Below are 18,190 nucleotides of genomic sequence, written 5' to 3'. Positions count from 1 at the left end.
TCAAGATCGAGTTCTTGATCTTGACCCTCATTTGCAGGTGAAATTTGAAGTCTTATTCGTAAGAGATGACAACTCGACCGGCGGTGCCTTGCATGTTTAATGTACCCCCAGAGCCTGCGCCATTTGCATCGACATCAGCACTATTCCCCGCGCTAGATCCAGAGCCCGCACTTGTTGTGGAGTTGGTGAGACCACCGACATAGGAAGATCCTCCACCACCGCCAGACCAACCGGCGCCACCGCCGCCGCCATAGTAGCCGCCGCCACCACCGCCACCTGGAATGACTGAGACTCCTGAATACGGTGCCCCGCCTTGACCAAAGGATCCCGCACTTCCAGAGTTGCCCGAACACGCTGTGCAAACGCCTCCTGCGCCTCCAGCAGAGGCTGTTCCACCTCGGCCTCCATAACCGCTGATTGTTCCAGGTCCCGAAATAAAACCTAAATTGATATAGACAGTTCCATTGTGCATAGATCCGTTGACGCCACTGAAGCCGCCGCCTGCGCCTCCTGTGCAAGTATTGTTATACATGAGATAACATGAGCCCGCACCCCCGCCGCCACCAGCGACAAGAATGCGATCACTCAATGTCATTCCGCCTCGACGCACATCACTGGCACCGCCGCCGCTACCGGCTTTGGGATTTGTGCCGTTGTAGGGATCACTCATTGTCGGACCGGCGCCCGCACCGCCGTTGTATCCGCCAGCTCCATTAACCACGCCGCTTCCGCCGACAAAGACGTAAAGTTGTTCGCCGGAGGTCACATTCAAGGTCCCTTGTGCAAAGCCACCGCCGCCACCGTAACTTCCGTAAGAATTAAATTGTGAGCTCCCAGCCCCGCCTCCGCCCCAAGCTTTGATTGTCGCTTTGGTACAACCCGCAGGCATAGTGAAAGTTTGCATTGTTCCGGTGTAGGTATAAGTCATTGAACCCGCAATACAGTCAGTCACGTAGACAGTGGTGGTGGCTGTATTGCCTTTGCTATCTGTTGCTTGGATGGTTGCCGTGCCCGTTGTTCCTGGTGCGGAATATTCTCCTGTCGTTGCATTGATGCTGCCAATTCCAGAAATCAGCGCATAAGTGTAAGGGGCAAAGCCGCCAGAGCCCTGGAAGATCTTAGTGGTGTTGATCGTCACCTTTTCATTTTGTGGAGTGACGATCATTTTTAGGTTGTAGAAGAAAGCGGGAGCTACGTAAGTTGTAATGGCTTCGTTGTCTCCGATAGTTGCGGTGTTTCCTTGTCCAAGTTGTCCTTTGAGGCTTGCCCCCCAGCAAATATAGGTTTTATCTTCGAGAGTCGCGCAGGTGGCGGTGCCAACACCAACCAGATCAACCGCTTTGCGACTGGATCCAAAATCTAAAAAGGGGAGATTGTCACCCAAGTTTGCTGTGAGATATCGTTGAGTATTATTGCCGTAGCCTAAGTTCGTTCCCATAAAACCAAAGCACTTCGCTTTACCATCCGCCATCATTACGCAGTTTGTTTGTGCGGTGGAGTTGGGTATTGAGATATAAGGAATAGCCCCTGTACCCAGAAGAGCTGGTTGCAGATTGTCGCCCATTTCATTGGCGTTGTCTCCACGGTCACTGGTGTCGCCCACGCCAAGAACTCCGCCATTATTTCGTCCCCAGCACTTTAAAGTATCGTTGTTCAGTACCGCACAAAAGCTACCATCGCTGGCAAAGAGGTCTTTCACGGTTCGGCTCGTTCCGAACTGTAGATAAGGAAGATTTGTGCCCATTTGTGCGCTCGATGTTCCAAGTGAGGTGGTGTTGCCACTTCCGAGGGCCCCATAGGTGCCTTCGCCCCAACATTTCACGGTGCCGCTTGTGGACAGAGCACAAACAGTGGCGGGAGAATCGGAAGAAACCATCTTTCTTACTATAAAGTCGGAACCAAAACCGAGATGAGGTTGAGGTTCTGCTTGGTAAGACGTTGAGCCAATTCCGAGCTGTCCTTTTGAGTTATCTCCCCAACACTTCACGCTTCCATCATCAAGAAGGGCGCAGGCACTATAGCCCATAACCAGCTGAATGGGCTTTCTTCCGACTCCTAAATTCACAGCAGGAAGTGCGTTACCCATTTCAGAGAGTGCATCACCAATGACAACATTGCTGGCAACGCCGATGCCGAGGCTGCGCATCCCCCAGCACTTAAGTTCATCATTATCCAGAATTGCGCACGTGGCGCTGGCGTGGAGAGCCACTTTTTTCACACTTCTTCCCGTGCCCAGATTGATATCAGGAAGAGCATCCATTTCTCCGGCGGCATCACCTCGGTTATTAGTATCTCCCAATCCCAGTTCGCCGATTGTGTTATCCCCCCAGCACTTCAACTGACCATTTATTTGAATGAAACAGAATCGTCTTCCGCCCGCGACAATAATTCGGCGATTGATCGTCCAAAGATCTGTGGGGGTGGACCAGGCGCTGACGTTGCCAGCCTTATCGACCGCTCTGACCACCGCATAGTAGTCTTCCTGACTGCGCAAATTGATAGAAAACGATTGGCCCTTGGTGATTGTTGTCGCATTTTTGGCAAGTTCATCGAAGCGGCTATAGATGGCCGCTTCATAGTGATCGACGCCAGAACCCTCAGCCCCATCATCCGCGTCCCCACTCCAGGTGATGTGAGGAGTTTCAAAAAGAGTGGCATTTGTGTCATCGACGGCAACTCCCGTGGGCGCTGTCGGGGGTTGAGAGTCATAAAGACGAGAGATACGTGGATGATCTTCCACACTGAGAAGTTGAACTTCGACCAAGCCCTGAGCTGTTGGCGTGACCTCGACCGTATAGTTTGATCCAGTCCCTGTGATTTGGGAAAGAGTGGCGTTTGTGATCTTAAGATCTCCCGCAGTTAAAGTGGAGTTTTGATTGAAGTTAACCGTGACTTGCATCGTTCCTGAAGAAAAAATCTGAGTGGTCGATGAAGCTAAAGTGGCAGTGAGTGAAAGCGGATTGTAGTTACGAGTTAATGAGGCGGCAGAAGAAGGATTTCCCAAGGGATCTGCGGCAGCCCCCGCCGCAACGGACACAGCAACGAGGCCGGTTGCCGTGGGGGTCACCTCGAAGCGATAGCTGCTGCCAGTGCCGGAAAAATTTGTGATGGTTCCGTTGGTCACTTGCAATTTACTTTCAGCGAAGTTCACGACGTCTTCGGAAAAAACCACACCAAAAGGAATAGGATCTAAAGTGGTGGTCTCTAAAGTTGGCGATGCAATGATTGTCGTCGGTGCGCTTGTGTCGACAGTACGACTGATGCTGCCCAAGAGATTCGGACTTCCCGTCAAGTCCGTTGTCGCCCCTGGTGGAATAACCACCGAGATCACTCCGTCCCCCAGGGGTGTCACGTCAAAAGTATAGACCTGAGGTCCGCCTGAAAAATTTGAAATGGTCGCCTTGGGTGTCAGAATATCTGAGGCATCGAAGTTCACCACATCTTCAGAGAACGTCGCAGTGACGGAAAAGGGTCCCGCGGCGGGATCGGGGTCTGCCGATGTGAGAGTCACACTTGGCATGGTGCTGTCATAAGTTATTACAAGATTTGTGGCCGCGATGTTATCAAGTCCGGCGCCGTCTTTGGCAACACCGGCGTTCACTGAGATGGTGACAGTTCCATCGGTGGAGGGAGTGATATCAAAGTTGTAAATCGAGGGACCACCAGAAAAATTAGAGAGAACTCCATTTACAACACCTACATCAGACGCGACAAATCCACTCACACTTTCAGAGAAAGTAGCTGTCACGGAAAATCCCGAGTTGGTGGGATTTGAAGAGGTCGTACTCAGTGAAACAGAGGGCGCGACGCTGTCACTTTGGCGAATCAATACTGACGAGGCGTTGTTGTCATTACCTGCACCATCCTGAGCGACGGACGAGGGAATACTGATTTCGACTTGTCCTTGCCCCTGAGGGGTGACGGTGAATGAGTAATGAGTCGGGCCCCCTGAAAAGGCGCTAACACTGGCATTAATCAATGTTATATCCGAGGCAGCAAAGTTCGTAATGTTCTCGTTGAAGACAGCCTGTACCGTGAATGGGCCCGTGACGTAAGTGGGAGATGTCGACGAAAGAGTCACGGACGGAGCAACACTGTCGAAGGTGCGTGAAACGCTGGCCGCCGCCATCGTATTCCCATTCCCGGCAGAGTCGTGGGCCTTATTAGCTCCGACATCCAAAGAAACAGCTCCCTGTAAGAGCGGCGTGACTTCAACGGCATAGACGGCAGGTCCTCCAGAAAACTGTGTTACAGTCCCATTGCTGACGGTCAAGTCGGTGGTCGCAAATCCGGAGACAGGTTCAGAAAAAGTGACGGTAAATGAAATGGGAGAGGTTGGTGTATTTAAGGGCGCAGAGGAGGAGAGACTGACCGTGGGAGCTGTACCATCATAGACTCTTGAGAAGGAGCTTGTGGTTGTATTGGTGTTTCCCGCCAAGTCTTGCACCGAAGAACTGCCAAATGAAACGCTGGTCGGGCCATCGCCAGAGGGTGTGAAGATGAAATTATAGTTGCGAGGACCACCCGTCAGAGCGCTGAGTGTTCCGTTGGTGGGTGTTAAATCACTTAACGAAAATCCGGTCACATCTTCAGAGAAACTTGCGGTGACCGTAAAGCTGGAAAGTGGTGTGGGATCGGTTGCCGTTGAGGACAGGGTCAGCGTTGGCGCTGTGGTATCAATGGTTAAGGATGCGGAAGAGCTGGGGCTTGAGGCGGGTTGCCAGTTACCCAGAGAGTTCTTTCCAAGAACACAAGCGCGATAGACCCCGTCACCGGACTGAACCTCAAGAATCCATGGAGTCGCGACGGGAATTTCTGCTGCTGATGAAAAGTCCGCGCTGGAGCAAGCTATGTCTTTCACGTTCACGGCTTTGTAGCTGACAATATTAACTCCCGAAACAGTCAAAGTGCGATCTGCGGTGTTCTTGCTGGGACTTCCCGCCGGAGAATAGGCACTGAGAATGCCAAGAGCAAGGGTGCTATCCTTGACCCACGTATATGAAAACACATCTTGAGAGTTTTGATAGTTACCAGCCACATCTAAAGTCCATACGCAAATCTTGTAAGAACCATCTGCCAGCGCGCTGATGTTTTCGCTAATAGGCATTGAGATATTTTGCTTGGGTTTGTAAGAGGCTTTCTGAGTGCAGTCCGTGGAGGAACTGGGGCCTATGAGATACTGATACTCGGTCGCTCCACTGCTTTGAACTGTAAGCTCCAGCAAGTAAAGCGGCGAGGGATTTCCGGGGAGATCAGAGACCGTGACGGCTCCTGGGGGCGTGATATCTTTCGTGATGAGGGGAATATTATAAGTCACGGTATTTCCTGCGGCATCCTGGAGACTCAGGTTCCCGCTAAAACTGCCTTCCGCCAGAGAGGAAAGGTTGACGTTGCTGGAGAAAGTGCCTTGATCGCAGCGTGCTTGAGATTGGATGGATTGAATTTGAATCTGAATATATTGATCTTGTTCCGAGCAAGTGCCGCTGATGATGAAAGCATTTTGATTTTCTAGATTAATGTAAATCGGATAGGAACTGACGTTGAAGGTGGGGGCTACGGTGTCTTTATTGAACTCCCACTGAGTCGGAAAGCCTGTGTTCGGTGTGACGATGACGGAGGTAGTTCCTTCAGGAAAGGAGGTTAGATCCAGAGTCTCAGAAAAATGACCGTCCTGACAATTCAACGTCAAATCAAGAGGAGTTCCTAAAGTGATAGAGGTGGCGCCGACGGGACACTCGCCAGAGATTGGAAAAGAACCTTGATTGCTGTTGTTTATTGGAGCGATTTCTTCAGGCGAAAGCACAACTTTGTCGTTCTGCTTGGAAAGACTTTCGAGAATGGAGGCAGAGAAGCTGCAACCTGTCCCCAAGAGGACGTATGCAGTAAAAGAGATCGCAATGATGAGGGTCTTTGAGGTACGTTCTGCCATATCCATATATATCCTTTCGGAGTTTCTTCGAGATAATTCAGAGACTGGCTCGTGAATTTGTGGGCGACAAAAATCTCACTCGACGGTGTCCACAGAAGTTTGCATTACAACAAAAAAATGTTGAATGGTTATGGGGTCTTATGGGTGTCCATAGGTACATGGTTGCGTGGAAAAGTTCTTCAGGCTATTTTCTATATGATCATCAGTGACCTTGCTATAAAGCTCTCTCTAGAGAAAGGAATCATCATGGCCACAAAGAATTCATCAAATGAAATCAAGATAACGCGAGTTTACGATGCCCCGGTGAAGATGGTGTGGGACGCATGGGAAGATCCAAAAAAAGTCGTGCAATGGTGGGGGCCGCGAGGGTTTACACTGACCACTCAGATTAAAGAGCTAAAAGGTGGAGGAACCTGGATCTACACCATGCATGGACCCGATGGGGTCGATTATCCAAATAAAACGAAATATCTCGAAGTAGATAGATATCGCCGTATGGTGTACGACCATGGCGGTAATGATATACAGAAACCTCTTTTTCGAGTGACCGTTAATTTTTCTGAAGAAAACGGCAAGACACTGATGGATATGACTATGGCCCTTCCAACCCCTGAGGCTGCAGAACAAACCAGAAAGTTTATTAAGAAAGCCGGCGGAGATTCTACGTGGGATCGTTTGGCAGAATTCTTGGTAAAGGAATCAAACAACCAAGAAGTCTTCGTTATCAATCGTTCATTTCAAGCTCCTATTGACGTGGTTTTCGATGCCTGGACAAAGGCAGAACAATTTTCGCAATGGCTTTCACCGACGGGAGTTTCGATGAAGTTCTTTCGCTCTGATATCAAACCGGGCGGCAGTACGTTTTACATGATGACCAATAACACGGATATCACAATGTACGGACGAATAAGTTATAAGGATATAGAGCGTCTTCATCGTATTACTTATACTCAGCAGTTCTGTGATAAAGACGAAAAGATCTCTCGTCATCCCTTGGTGCCCACATGGCCTGAGACTATGCTGACCACCGTGCAGTTTGCAGAGGAGGCGGCCAATCAAACTCGAGTCACCGTAACTTGGGAAGTATCTGGGGCAGCTACACCGGAAGAGATGAAGACTTTTGTTGAGTCAAGAGCTAGCATGACCCAAGGATGGACTGGTTCATTTGATAAGCTGGACAACTACCTCACTGATTCTGGTAGATAGTAGAAGCTCGGTTTTAGAGCTCTATGGATCGAGGAACTTCGGTTGCTGTCTCTGATCGTTCGAGGTTGAGGCTTGCGATAAACTCCGCAACCTGTTTCTTAAATTTTCCACTTCGCACGTCACGTTCAGTCACGGCAAAAGTTGTTAACGGTGTTTTGAGGCAAAGTTCTTTCATCTGAGTGAATACCTTTTTTCGTCCGAATTCTCCGCCTTGAGTTAAGAAAAATACAACATTCCGCAGCTCATCTTTGTTGCGATCAAAAAAAGAACGGATCGGAGCGGAGAGGGCCCCACCCCAAACCGGACTGCCAACGATGACGAGGTCATAGTCTTCTAAAAGACTTTGCACCATTTGAATCTCCGGCTTCTTCTTGAAACTTGCGTGCAGCAAAGCTCTTTGATAACCCCAGAAGTTTTGTGGATAAGAGACCCGAGAGCGAATCTCTTCGATATCACAGTGCAGACTTTGCGCGATTTCTTCAGCCACTTTGCGGGTGTTTCCGGATCGAGAGTAGTAGATCACGAGAATATTTTTGCTTGCCATGGCGGACTCTCTTGTAAGAGTTAAGGTTGTGCTTACATTTTATCGTCCTTTTTTCTTGTCACATAATTTTTTGAAAAATTCGTCGATAAAAACTTTCACTCGACAAGCTGAACTCTACCAACACCCAGCTCTGAATTTTAAGTGGCAAGCCTTGGTAAAGCCTTTTAGCAAACTTCTGGATAGAGCTAGCTGCGAACATCCTCTTTGGCTAATGTTGCGTTTGAGATTTTGGTCATCCCAAAAAAAGAGGAGGAGTATATGACGACGAAGTTCGGTAAATTTCTAATTTTGCCCTTGTTGATAGGGTGTTTGGCGCAAGGGGCTTTTGCTGACGACAAGGCGGGCGGCGACTTGACGCCTTCATTACGCATGGATCCTTTACATGAAGATCCGACGACTCCCGGGTGGTCGGATTGGATGACGATCGGTGGGGTGGCGACCTCGGACCCGGCCTCATGTTCAAGACCTGGTTATAGAACTGACGTTTTCGTGCGTGGCACTGACAATGCGCTTTGGTACCGAAGCTGGAACGGATCTGCATGGAGCTCCTGGGCTTCTTTGGGGGGAATTATCACCTCCTCACCCGCAGCGGTTTGCCGAGGCACGAATCGAATTGACGTGTTCGCTCGAGGACTCGACAACGCCCTCTGGGTTCGCTCCTATCGGAACGGTACCTGGTATGCTTGGGCGTCTTTGGGTGGAGTTTTGACTTCTGGTCCCGCGGCGGCAAGTTGGGCCTCAGGCAGGTTGGATGTCTTCGTAAGAGGGACCGACGATGCCCTTTGGCACAAATGGTTTAGCGGAGGATCGTGGTCGGGCTGGGAATCTTTGGGCGGCGTTCTGACGTCGGATCCCGCAGCGGCTTCATGGGGCAGTGGACGCTTGGATGTGTTCGTGCGAGGAACAGACAATGCTCTTTGGCATAAATGGTTTAGTGGAGGTGGGTGGTCCGGCTGGGAATCCTTGGGTGGAATCTTAACGTCCTCGCCCGATGTGACCTCTTGGGGAAGCGGCCGTCTGGATGTTTTTGCTCGGGGCACAGACAATGCCCTTTGGCACATTTGGTTCAGCGGCGGTTGGTCTAGCTGGGAATCTTTAGGAGGTGTCTTAACTTCCGGTCCTGGCGCCAGCTCCTCTGCACAAAAAAGAATCTTGGTGTTTGTGAGGGGTACAGACAATGCTTTATGGCTGAGAGCTTTTAAGAATTAGTGGTCCGAGACGCCAAGGAGAGGTGTCTCTCCTTGGCTCTCTTTTAAAGAATCACATAGTCCAATAGATCTTCGAAGTGATCCAAGGGAATGTTGGGACTTCTAGAGAGCTTTCGAAATTGTTCTTGGTTGATGTTATTTGCGAGAACCTTAAGGTATTTCTTCGCAGTTAAAATCCAACTTTCCCGAACAGGATAGGCTTTCTTGGAAACACGCTCTAGAAGCAGAGCCATTTTGACGGTGTTCACCACCAGAAGCTTGGATCTGCGATTCAAAGAATAGCGTAATTGAAGGATCTTCTGGCAAAGAGCATAGTTTTTGTCGTGAAGAGCGAACATGAACTCAATCTGCAAAAGCTTCTGGTTCTTTTGAATTTCCGCTCTTCCGCCCACCAGTTGCCGGGCTCTGCGGAGGTGCTTTTGTGCCAGAACGTTGTCATTAAAAAGAAGAGCCGTGAGGGCGTGTCCATAATGAGCCACGGCCTCAGTGATTCGGAAGTTGCTGCGACGGGCATGCATTTCGGCGCGACGATAGTACTTGCGAGCTAAAGAAAAATTCTTTCTTCGAATTTCCAGGCGAGCCAGTTGAATATACTTCAATGCGAGTCCGCGACGGGCGGATTGTGTGGCGCGAAGTTCTAAGGCGATGGACTGTCTTAAAAGGGTGTTGGCTGTCACAAAATCATTCTTAGTAAGATAGATTTTGGACTTCCGATAAAGAATCTCGGACAACAAAGCCGTCTGTGAAGCATCTTCACTCAATTTGAGAGCCTTTTCCAACGCAGAGACGGCCTCGTCAACTTCTCCAAGCATAAGAAAGTTCGAGCTTTGATAGCAAAGGACATGAACAATCATTCGAACATTTTGAACAGCCTCTGCGGCTTCGAGAGCTTTATTCAGGTACCGTTTGGAGGAGCGATAAAGACCGAGCTGGTATTTGATATATCCAATGTGCATGAAAAGTTGTGCCTCTTGCTCAGTGGGAAGAGGACTGTTTTCAAATTCCTTGAGAATGCTGAGGTAAGAGTCCCACCGTTTTGTCGAATGCAGGGCGCGGACGATATCCTTTGAAAAGAGTTGCTCTAAAACCTTGTTTTTAACAAGAACTCGCACAGTCTTTTCTGGAAAGATGATTTCCTCCAGGGAGCACTTAAGAATCTCGCTCATTTTTTGCGCGGTTTCTGTCTTCACCTTGGTGACGTGTCCATTGACCCATCGTTGGACCGTCTTAATATTGACCTCAAGGCGTTCCGCAAGTTCGGCTTGCGTGATGTCTTGATCTTTTAGGCGAAGCTTTAAAGCCTCGGAGTTGAGCTGAGCGTAGGTTCCAAGCATTGTTTATCTTACCTGAGTGTTGTACTAATTTTTACTACAATTCAGTTCCTTTTGGGATCAAAAAAATAAATGTCCTCTATGTCCTAAAGACATTTAGGACATCCATTTTCTCCATTACAAAGTGAATCTTGATTCTCTTTTGATCTAAAGATTTGGGGGGCGCGGACCGAACATTAAGCGTCACACCCCAGGGTGGAAAAGAAAAGGATCGTTACATGAAAAAATGGAGCCTCAATTTAAAAATTGCCTTTGTAATTTGTGTATTAATTGTGGGAAGTGCGGTGATTTCTGGAATGGGTTTATATCAGATGCATGGTATCAATCAGTCTTTGGAGGAGATTACAGAGGTTCGGGTGAAAAGCCTCATGCAGGCCGAAAAAATTCGGCAGCTTTTCTACACCCAAATTATCAACGAAAGAAATTTCATCATCAATGACACCCTTGAGGGCAAAACCCGGTCCGCAGAACTCATTGTCAAACGAGACAAAGAGTTGCGGGAGGTTCTCGAAGAGCGACGAAAGATCGCAGACCCTGAGGCCCTTAAAAATCTGGAAGAGTTTGTTGCCGTGTATGAATCATGGCATACGACAAATTCGGAAGTGGCAAAACTCATCGTTAATGGAAATGCCAAAGAGGGAGTTGCTTTGATTCTCTCTAAGGGCCGGGAGCTTCGTCTGGCGGGTGAGGCCGCTTCTGATAAGATGGTCCAACATGATGTGGGGGAAATGGAGGAGCAGAGAAGCCATGCTCAATCGACTTATCAACAGGCAAAAACTTGGACCGGGCTCATCAGTGTAGTGTCTATTGTCTTGGGGATTGCCTTGGCCGTTATTATTCTTCGTGCAGCAAGTAAGGCTATCAATCGGGTGATATCCGTTTTAACGGACAACTCCTCTCATGTGACCCAGGCCGCCCATCAAATCGCAGCGGCCTCCGAAGAGTTGTCGTCTGCATCCACAGAACAGGCCTCCTCCCTTGAAGAAACTGTCGCGACATTGGAAGAACTGACATCGATGGTCAGTGTCAACTCGAGCAATGCTAAAGAGGCGGCGCGACTTGCCGGACTGACTCGAGAGGTGGCCATTAAAGGTGAATCAGAGATTCGTCATTTGGTAAATTCCATGGGTCTGATTTCTGCGGACTCAAGAAAAATCGAAGAAATTACAAATGTCGTGGACGACATCGCCTTTCAAACAAATCTCCTGGCGTTGAACGCGGCTGTTGAGGCCGCTCGAGCTGGAGAGCAAGGAAAAGGATTCGCGGTCGTCGCGGAGGCGGTGAGAAATCTAGCGCAAAGAAGTTCTTCTGCGGCCAAAGATATTGCGGACCTCATCAAGGGCAGTGTGGCAAAAATTGAGATCGGAAGTCAGCAGGCCTCACACAGCGGGAAAGTTCTAGAAGAGATTCTCAGCTCTGTTAAAAAAGTTTCCGATCTCAATTCGGAAATTGCAACAGCGAGCGAAGAGCAATCCCACGGAATTCAGCAAATCAGTAAAGCCATGAATCAATTAGATCAAGTGACACAGGTGAACGCCGCGACCTCAGAAGAAGCCGCCGCATCGGCTCAAGAACTCTCAAGTCAGGCTGAGAACTTAACAAACGCTGTTTATGTTTTAGTTGAGACTATCGACGGCGCAAAAAAGGGACAAGATGAAGGTCGCAGTGCTTCGGTGACGCCCAAATCAAGTGTGATGGTTCGACAGGAAAAAAAGGCGGCCTAATTTTTTAAAAAAGATTAAACCGCCGGATTAGGAATTTTCACAAGATCTTGAGTATTACTTGAATCCAAAGCTGTCGCTGAATAAATCGGCGGCAGATTTTTTGTTGCGATTGACTAGGGCACAAAAGAGTCTATCTTCTTGGTCACATCATGGCATTTTTCATCGTCTATTTATCTCTTCTTCTGACGTTCACAATCTGCACCGCTCTGGCGGCCTATGTTTGGCCTTATCGAAGATCGCCGATGCATCGGTTCCTGATAATTCTGCAAAGTATCTATGCACTTTGGGCCTTGTTGCTTTTGTTTATCATCTTCGTCGATGACTTTGAGTCAAAGATCTTGCTTACAAAAGCCAGGCAGATTTTTCTTCCATTCATTTCACCCTTGTGGGCGGTCACAGTCATTGGGGTCTTTTTTTCTAAAATCTGGGAAAAATGGGCACGCTGGAGCATCGTCCTCTTTATAGTTCCAATGATTGTTGTGATGGCGAACCTGGCGTCGATGTTGGGCTTGCCGGGTGCGGAACAATGGACATTTTACGATTTTCAAAAGTTTGAAAATGTTTATGGACTTTTAACCTACAAAAGCGGTTCGCTCATTTCATATTATTTTACATATCTTTATATCGTTCTGGTGATTTTCTACGGAGTCTATCTGCTTGCGATCTTTAAAGGGCGCGGAGCTCGAAAGACCTATGCCATTGTTTTAACTTTGGCTGCCACGTCTCACCTGGCCTTTGACCTTTCCGCGAGATATCTCTTTCACAGTACTGAAATGATTCAACTGAGTGTCGCGGCGGTGTGGCCGATGGCTTTGGGCCTTTATTATTCGGTTACGCGACTGGAGTTTTTAGATATCAGTGTGTTGGCACAGCAAAGGGTTTATGAAAATTTGCCAAGTCCTGTTCTTATCATCAAAGCGGATTCAACCTTTTGGGACGCTAACAAGTCGGCGACAAAGGTGTTTGGTCTTCAGCCTTCAATGGTCGGTAAGAAAACCAGCGAGATCCCCGAACTCAAAGAGCTTCTAGAGAACCCGAGTGCGTTGACTTTGGGGGAACGTCACTATCGAGTGGCGTGGCAGACTTTGCGATCCAGAGAAGGTGAAAAAGCCGCCGATGTGTATTTGTTAAATGATGTGACGGATATCTTAAAGCTGAATTCAGACCTTCAAGAAGGTAATCATGCCTTGCGTGATTTGAATGATGAGATCTTAAAGGTGATGCATTTCAATCAAAAGATTCACACGATTTTGTCGCATGATCTTTCCGGTTCACTATTGGGCATTAATTCGCTCTTGGAAAATCTCAAGGCCAAAGCTCAGATCCGAGGAGAGCAAGAGTGGGCGACCTCCTTGGATAAGGTGACTCAAGCCAGTGATTCTTCTCGCCGTCTTTTGAGTGACGTTTTGGTTTGGAGTCGTGAGGATCGGGCACATCGTCCTATCAATGTTGTCAGTATATTGGAGACAACAATTCGGCAGTTGGAACCACAGATCATGGCTAAGGATATTTCCGTTGAATTCTTGCCCTCTCAAGAGTCGATCTTGTTGTTGGCGTCTAAACATATTTTGGGGTCTATCTTTAGAAATCTTCTATCAAATGCCATTCGTTACAGTCAGCCTCACGACGTGGTGACGATTGAGTGTCTGGCTGATGACAACGAGATCGTGATTAAGTTCATTGACCGTGGCTTAGGTATGGATGAAAAGACCAAAACACAGATTCTACAAAAAGAAAGTTTTGAAGATCGCCATTATGATGAACTTGGCATTGGTCTGAAGTTTACTATCAACTTCATCGAAAAATTAGATGGCAGATTGTTCATTGATTCGACTTTGGGGAAAGGCTCCATCTTTACGGTGCGTGTGCCGCGCGCATAGAAAGAACTATTTCCCACTCGGATTTAAAAACTTTCGAACCCGAAACTCCAAAGCCGGACTCAGTCCTGTCGTGATCCATTGAATTTTTTTGTGTTCATCTATGAAAACGATCGTTGGCGTCCCAGCAACTCGAAAAATAGAGGCCACTTGCCCTTGCGGGTCCAGGGCATTTTGAAATGGATAGTTTCGAGAATGAACGGTTTGAAGTACCAGGCCCCGTTCTTCGAAACTGGAGATCGTCAAAATGGAATTGCCCGAAATCTCTTGGTTCTCGACCATCCTCTTTAATCTTCCAAGTTCGACTTCACAGGGGCCGCACCATGTAGCCCAAAAGACAACGACCACGGGTTTTTCATAAGTATTTAAGTCAAAAATCCCTCCCTGAAGAAGTTCAGCCTTGAAGAGAGGGGAGGGAGAGTTCTCTGCTTTAAAATGATCAAGAATGGAAGGCAGCCGCTGATAAAGAAGAAAGCCGACGACTATGAAAAGAATCCAGTTTATGAGTTGACTCACTTTTTTCATGGAGCCATTCAAACACCTTTCGCGGAGGCAGTACAGGCTTTCTCATACAATAATCCACCCCAGGGTTGGATTCTCGGTGGAATTGAGTCTGTTAAAGTGGGCCCACGGAGGAATTATGAGCACTCAGTCTCCCTCGGGGAGTCTCCCTTTAGTCTACTCTTGTTCGGGATGTTCCAGCGCAGCACAGATGGCCAATGATCTGGCAATTAAGCTAGATCGAGATGGAAAAGCGGAGATGAGCTGCATTGCCGGTGTCGGAGGTGATGTGCCTTCGTTGGTCAAGGTGGCCAAATCGGGTCGCACCATCATTGCCTTGGATGGTTGTCCTTTGGCTTGTGCGAAATCGTGTCTGGCTCGCCATCAGGTAGAGCCTTCAGCTCATTTTGAGTTATCAGATTTTAAAGTTAAAAAAGTAAAACATCAGAATTTTGATCCTGAACAGTCTCAGGAGATCTACGATCAGATCTGTCATCAACTGCAGGTTGATGGTGTTCTGAGCGAGGATCAGTCGCATTCTTCTAGAAAGTAGTAAGCAGTTATGAAGGACAATTCTAATTCTTCGGGAAGCACTTGTTTGTCTGAAGAGGCCGCCTTGAAGGGTCTTTTCCTGGGACCTCAGGCTGAAAATCGTGAGTGGGTTTCTTCCCAGATCAGCACACTTTTGACATCGTGGTTCGATTGGCGCCGCAGTTTTCGCCCCGAGGATGGGCAAGCCATTTCCGCCAGAGACATGGCTTCTGCGGATTATGTAAAACGTCGCACGCATACGGAAGAGGTTCTTCATGAACTGACAGCTCGTTTTGAGTTGGAAATTCCCAAGTTTTCGCCTCGCTACATCGGCCACATGTTTTCAGAAATTTCCTTACCTGCATTATTCGGCCATATTCTGACTTTGCTCCACAATCCGAATAATATTTCTGGAGAGTCATCGCGCGTGGGAGTGCTGGTCGAAGAAGAGGCCATTACGGCGCTTGCGCAAATGATGGGATTTTCCAAAGGAGTGGGGCACTTCACATCGGGTGGAACGATTGCCAACTTCGAGGCGGTCTATCGCGCCCGAACTCGCTGTTATAACTGGATGTCAGCCGGCCTTGCAAAGGGGGGAAACTCTGCCTTTGAAAGTGCGGCAATGGGATTTGAGGTCTACGACGAGATTTCTGATGAAGTGAAAAAATTGGCAGTCAAATTTAATCCTTTTGAAGCCAATCCCTTTGCTGCGGCGACAGATATTTCCCGACAGACGGGGCGCGCTTTTCTGGGGCCGGTTTTGTTGATCCCTGAACATAAACATTACTCTTGGACAAAGTCGGCCAATGTATTCGGATTGGGTGCCGAAGCTCTTTGGCCCGTGCAACTGGATGCTCACGGACGTTTGGATGTGCAAGATTTAGAAAAGCAGATTCTGCGGGCGCATAAAGAGGATCGTCCCATTGTGATGGTGGTTTCAGTTTTGGGAACGACTGAGTTGGGAATGGTCGATCCTATTGATGAAGTTCAAAACTTACTGGACTCTTATCGTCAGACTCATGGTTGGCATCTGTGGCATCATGTGGATGCGGCTTATGGTGGTTTTATCTGTTCTCTTCGCGGGGAAGATCTGAGTCTCAGCAGTGCTCTTTCTGAACAAAGCCTTAAAGCGATTGAGTCGGTGGGGCGAGTGACATCAGTGACGATCGATCCCCATAAACTTGGATACGTGCCGTACTCATCCGGGGCCTTCATTGCGGCCCACGAAAATGACTATTACCAGAGATCTTTCGGCGCACCTTACGTGAACTTTGCCACCAGCAAGGACAAAGGGCCCTTCACGCTGGAGGGGTCTCGATCTGCGGCAGGGGCCGTGGCGACCTGGATGACTGCAAAATGTGTCGGTCTTTCTCAGGATGGATATGGTCGTATTATTGCGCGAACTATTCGCCTTAGAAAAGAGCTCGAAGCAGCACTAAGGAAGGAAATTCCTGATCTTGTTCTTGCGCCCAGTGTGGACGCCAACCTTCTGGGGTTCTGTCTGGCAAAGAAGGGTGATTCTCTTCAGAAGGTGAATGAGCGTACTTTGCGTCTTTATGAAACTTTTGAGATCGATAAGAAAAGCGACTTCTTTATTTCAAAAACCAGAATTTATCAAAAGTGTTATGCGAAGTATTTCGAGAAGTTTATCGGTTCCTGGCATGGGGAAATTGATACGAATGAGCTGGTTTTGATTCGTATTTGTATCATGAATCCTTTCTTTAGAACGAAAGAAATGAGTGTGGATTTTCAAGATCTTTTCATTCGTTCTTTGCAGGAGCGTTTGGCAAAAATTGAAAATACTTAAGTGATCTTTATCATAAGATATTTATCACTGCATTTTCATTAGAAGTCAGAATCTTTGTAAAGGTTGAGTCTTTTCAGTCTTCCCCCTAATCGTGGTCCCACAATTAGGGGAGGAAAGATGAAAAGACTTATCAATATCGTGATCGTATTATTTGCGTGGCCCGTGTGGGCTCTTGACACCACAGAAGAATATTCCCATGGGTTCTCGGATTTCGAAGCCTATTCATTCAAAAATTCCACAGAAAATGCCATTACCCTGGTTGCGGGTTACGGGCATTCAAGCTGGGTGAATCCATCGTTGGTGTTTCATAATCACGCGGAGGCCAGTTTAGGGAACTTCTCCCATGTCTACTCAAACATGGTCGATATCGATCTTTTGGCGGCGACAAGCCTTAACAGCGAAGCGAATCATTTTTCTCTGGGGACCGAGGTGACCTATCCCTCGGTAAAGTTCAACCCGTATCTTAAAGGCTCCCTGGATTTTGAAGGTGAGGAGCCGCTCGGCACTGGAGTCATGGGTCTTAGTTGGAATGCGAATTCCCATATCGAGATGTTGACAGAGATTTCTTTTGATCTGAGTCGGGGCAAGAGGCAGCACGTGGCGGTGGGCCTAAATTTTAAGCAGTCTCAAAGTATCGAATTGATCTCAGAGGTGGGCCATAGCTATGAGGACGAGGGGGCCTTCGCGAGCCTTGGCCTCATATGGACTCGAAACTGATCCCCCTCCACCGATAGGCTGGAACTGAGGAATTTTTGGAATTCTTGATTTCGATCAATTTCTTATATGATCTATCTCATTAGTATGAAGGCGTTAAACCTTAAAGGAGCCTTCATGTTAACTAAATCTGCAGCCAAGAAGTTCTTCATCATTGGGACTGTGGTGTGTTCAGGATGTTTTGTTCTGCTGACGGTGGATACTATCAGCAGAGTTCCCAAGCAAACCAACGCCGATAAGATCACACCTCAGGTTATTCACGGAAAAGATCTCTGGGACCACAACAACTGTATGGGTTGTCACACCATCATGGGAGAGGGCGCCTATTATGCTCCTGAACTCACGAAGGTGTATGAGCGTCGCGGAGAAGTCTTTATTAAATCGATGCTCAAAGACCCTGCATCTATGTATCCGGGACAAAGAAAGATGCAGCAATATAACTTCACAGACGAAGAGATCAACTCTTTGGTGGCCTTCTTGAAGTGGGTTGGTGAAGTCGATCTTAATGGATTCCCGGCAAAACCTGATTTGGGACCGGCGGCGGCGAAGGCTGCAACCACGACCTTGTCACAAATTCCAACACCGACTCGTCCGGCTGTTTATGACCAGGTTTGCGTGGCTTGTCACACATTACAGGGTCAAGGGGGAGTTGTGGGGCCTGCACTGGATGGTGTGGGAACTCGACGGGCTCATGATTATTTAGTTTCTTGGTTGCGCGATCCTTTGGCGGTGAAGGCAGATTCGAAAATGCCGAAGTTACCGCTAACGGATGAGCAAATTCAAGAGCTGGCAAGTTTCCTCTCTTCGCAAAAATAAGG

At 48.1% G+C, this 18,190-nt stretch carries 12 protein-coding genes; 8 read left to right on the top strand and 4 right to left on the bottom strand.

From position 1 onward, the window contains the following. Nucleotides 1-52 precede the first annotated feature (52 nt). On the bottom strand, nt 53-5,929 hold the full coding sequence (locus tag ACM64D_RS16610) for an Ig-like domain-containing protein (protein ID WP_415064362.1): 5,877 nt from the start codon (nt 5,927-5,929) through the stop codon (nt 53-55). A gap of 117 nt (nt 5,930-6,046) precedes the next feature. Between ACM64D_RS16610 and ACM64D_RS16605 the strand changes: the two genes are divergently transcribed. Continuing rightward, nucleotides 6,047-7,135 (top strand): SRPBCC family protein, encoded by a 1,089-nt coding sequence (locus tag ACM64D_RS16605; RefSeq protein WP_415064361.1) that lies wholly within the window; start codon nt 6,047-6,049, stop codon nt 7,133-7,135. A gap of 13 nt (nt 7,136-7,148) precedes the next feature. On the opposite strand, the gene ACM64D_RS16600 is transcribed toward ACM64D_RS16605, so the two are convergent. Continuing rightward, nucleotides 7,149-7,679 (bottom strand): flavodoxin family protein, encoded by a 531-nt coding sequence (locus ACM64D_RS16600; protein ID WP_415064360.1) that lies wholly within the window; start codon nt 7,677-7,679, stop codon nt 7,149-7,151. 258 nt (nt 7,680-7,937) lie between these two features. On the opposite strand from ACM64D_RS16600, the gene ACM64D_RS16595 reads away from it, so the two are divergent. After that, complete coding sequence (locus ACM64D_RS16595) at nt 7,938-8,888, top strand: hypothetical protein (protein WP_415064359.1); 951 nt, start codon at nt 7,938-7,940, stop codon at nt 8,886-8,888. 43 nt (nt 8,889-8,931) lie between these two features. Here the strand turns inward: ACM64D_RS16595 and ACM64D_RS16590 are convergent, their stop codons facing one another. After that, nucleotides 8,932-10,221, bottom strand: coding sequence for a helix-turn-helix domain-containing protein (locus tag ACM64D_RS16590; protein ID WP_415064358.1), 1,290 nt, complete (start codon nt 10,219-10,221; stop codon nt 8,932-8,934). Nucleotides 10,222-10,436: 215 nt separating this feature from the next. Here ACM64D_RS16590 and ACM64D_RS16585 point away from each other — a divergent pair, with 215 nt between their 5' ends. Next, nucleotides 10,437-11,942 carry a methyl-accepting chemotaxis protein gene (locus tag ACM64D_RS16585; protein WP_415064357.1) on the top strand — a complete coding sequence of 502 codons (1,506 nt, stop codon included), beginning with the start codon at nt 10,437-10,439 and terminating at the stop codon, nt 11,940-11,942. A gap of 149 nt (nt 11,943-12,091) precedes the next feature. Beyond that, nucleotides 12,092-13,822, top strand: coding sequence for an ATP-binding protein (locus ACM64D_RS16580; RefSeq protein ID WP_415064356.1), 1,731 nt, complete (start codon nt 12,092-12,094; stop codon nt 13,820-13,822). 6 nt (nt 13,823-13,828) lie between these two features. Here ACM64D_RS16580 and ACM64D_RS16575 read toward each other — a convergent pair whose 3' ends face one another. Further along, a complete protein-coding gene (locus ACM64D_RS16575; RefSeq protein WP_415064355.1) occupies nt 13,829-14,344 on the bottom strand; it encodes a TlpA family protein disulfide reductase in 516 nt (171 codons plus the stop codon). 115 nt (nt 14,345-14,459) lie between these two features. Between ACM64D_RS16575 and ACM64D_RS16570 the strand changes: the two genes are divergently transcribed. The 4 genes from ACM64D_RS16570 to ACM64D_RS16555 all read left to right on the top strand — a co-directional run bounded on the left by ACM64D_RS16570 (nt 14,460) and on the right by ACM64D_RS16555 (nt 18,188). After that, entirely contained in the window at nt 14,460-14,873 is a 414-nt protein-coding gene (locus ACM64D_RS16570; RefSeq protein ID WP_415064354.1) for a putative zinc-binding protein, read from the top strand. Between the two features lie 9 nt (nt 14,874-14,882). Beyond that, nucleotides 14,883-16,658, top strand: coding sequence for a pyridoxal phosphate-dependent decarboxylase family protein (locus ACM64D_RS16565; RefSeq protein WP_415064353.1), 1,776 nt, complete (start codon nt 14,883-14,885; stop codon nt 16,656-16,658). A 117-nt stretch (nt 16,659-16,775) separates the two neighbouring features. After that, complete coding sequence (locus ACM64D_RS16560; protein WP_415064352.1) at nt 16,776-17,375, top strand: hypothetical protein; 600 nt, start codon at nt 16,776-16,778, stop codon at nt 17,373-17,375. 114 nt (nt 17,376-17,489) lie between these two features. Beyond that, entirely contained in the window at nt 17,490-18,188 is a 699-nt protein-coding gene (locus ACM64D_RS16555) for a c-type cytochrome (RefSeq protein WP_415064351.1), read from the top strand. Nucleotides 18,189-18,190: the final 2 nt, after the last annotated feature.

The sequence above is a fragment of the Bdellovibrio sp. genome, assembly GCF_047637665.1.
GTDB lineage: Bacteria > Bdellovibrionota > Bdellovibrionia > Bdellovibrionales > Bdellovibrionaceae > Bdellovibrio.
The sequence above is the reverse complement of the archived record's forward strand: the minus strand, read 5'-3'. Positions and strand labels throughout refer to the sequence as shown.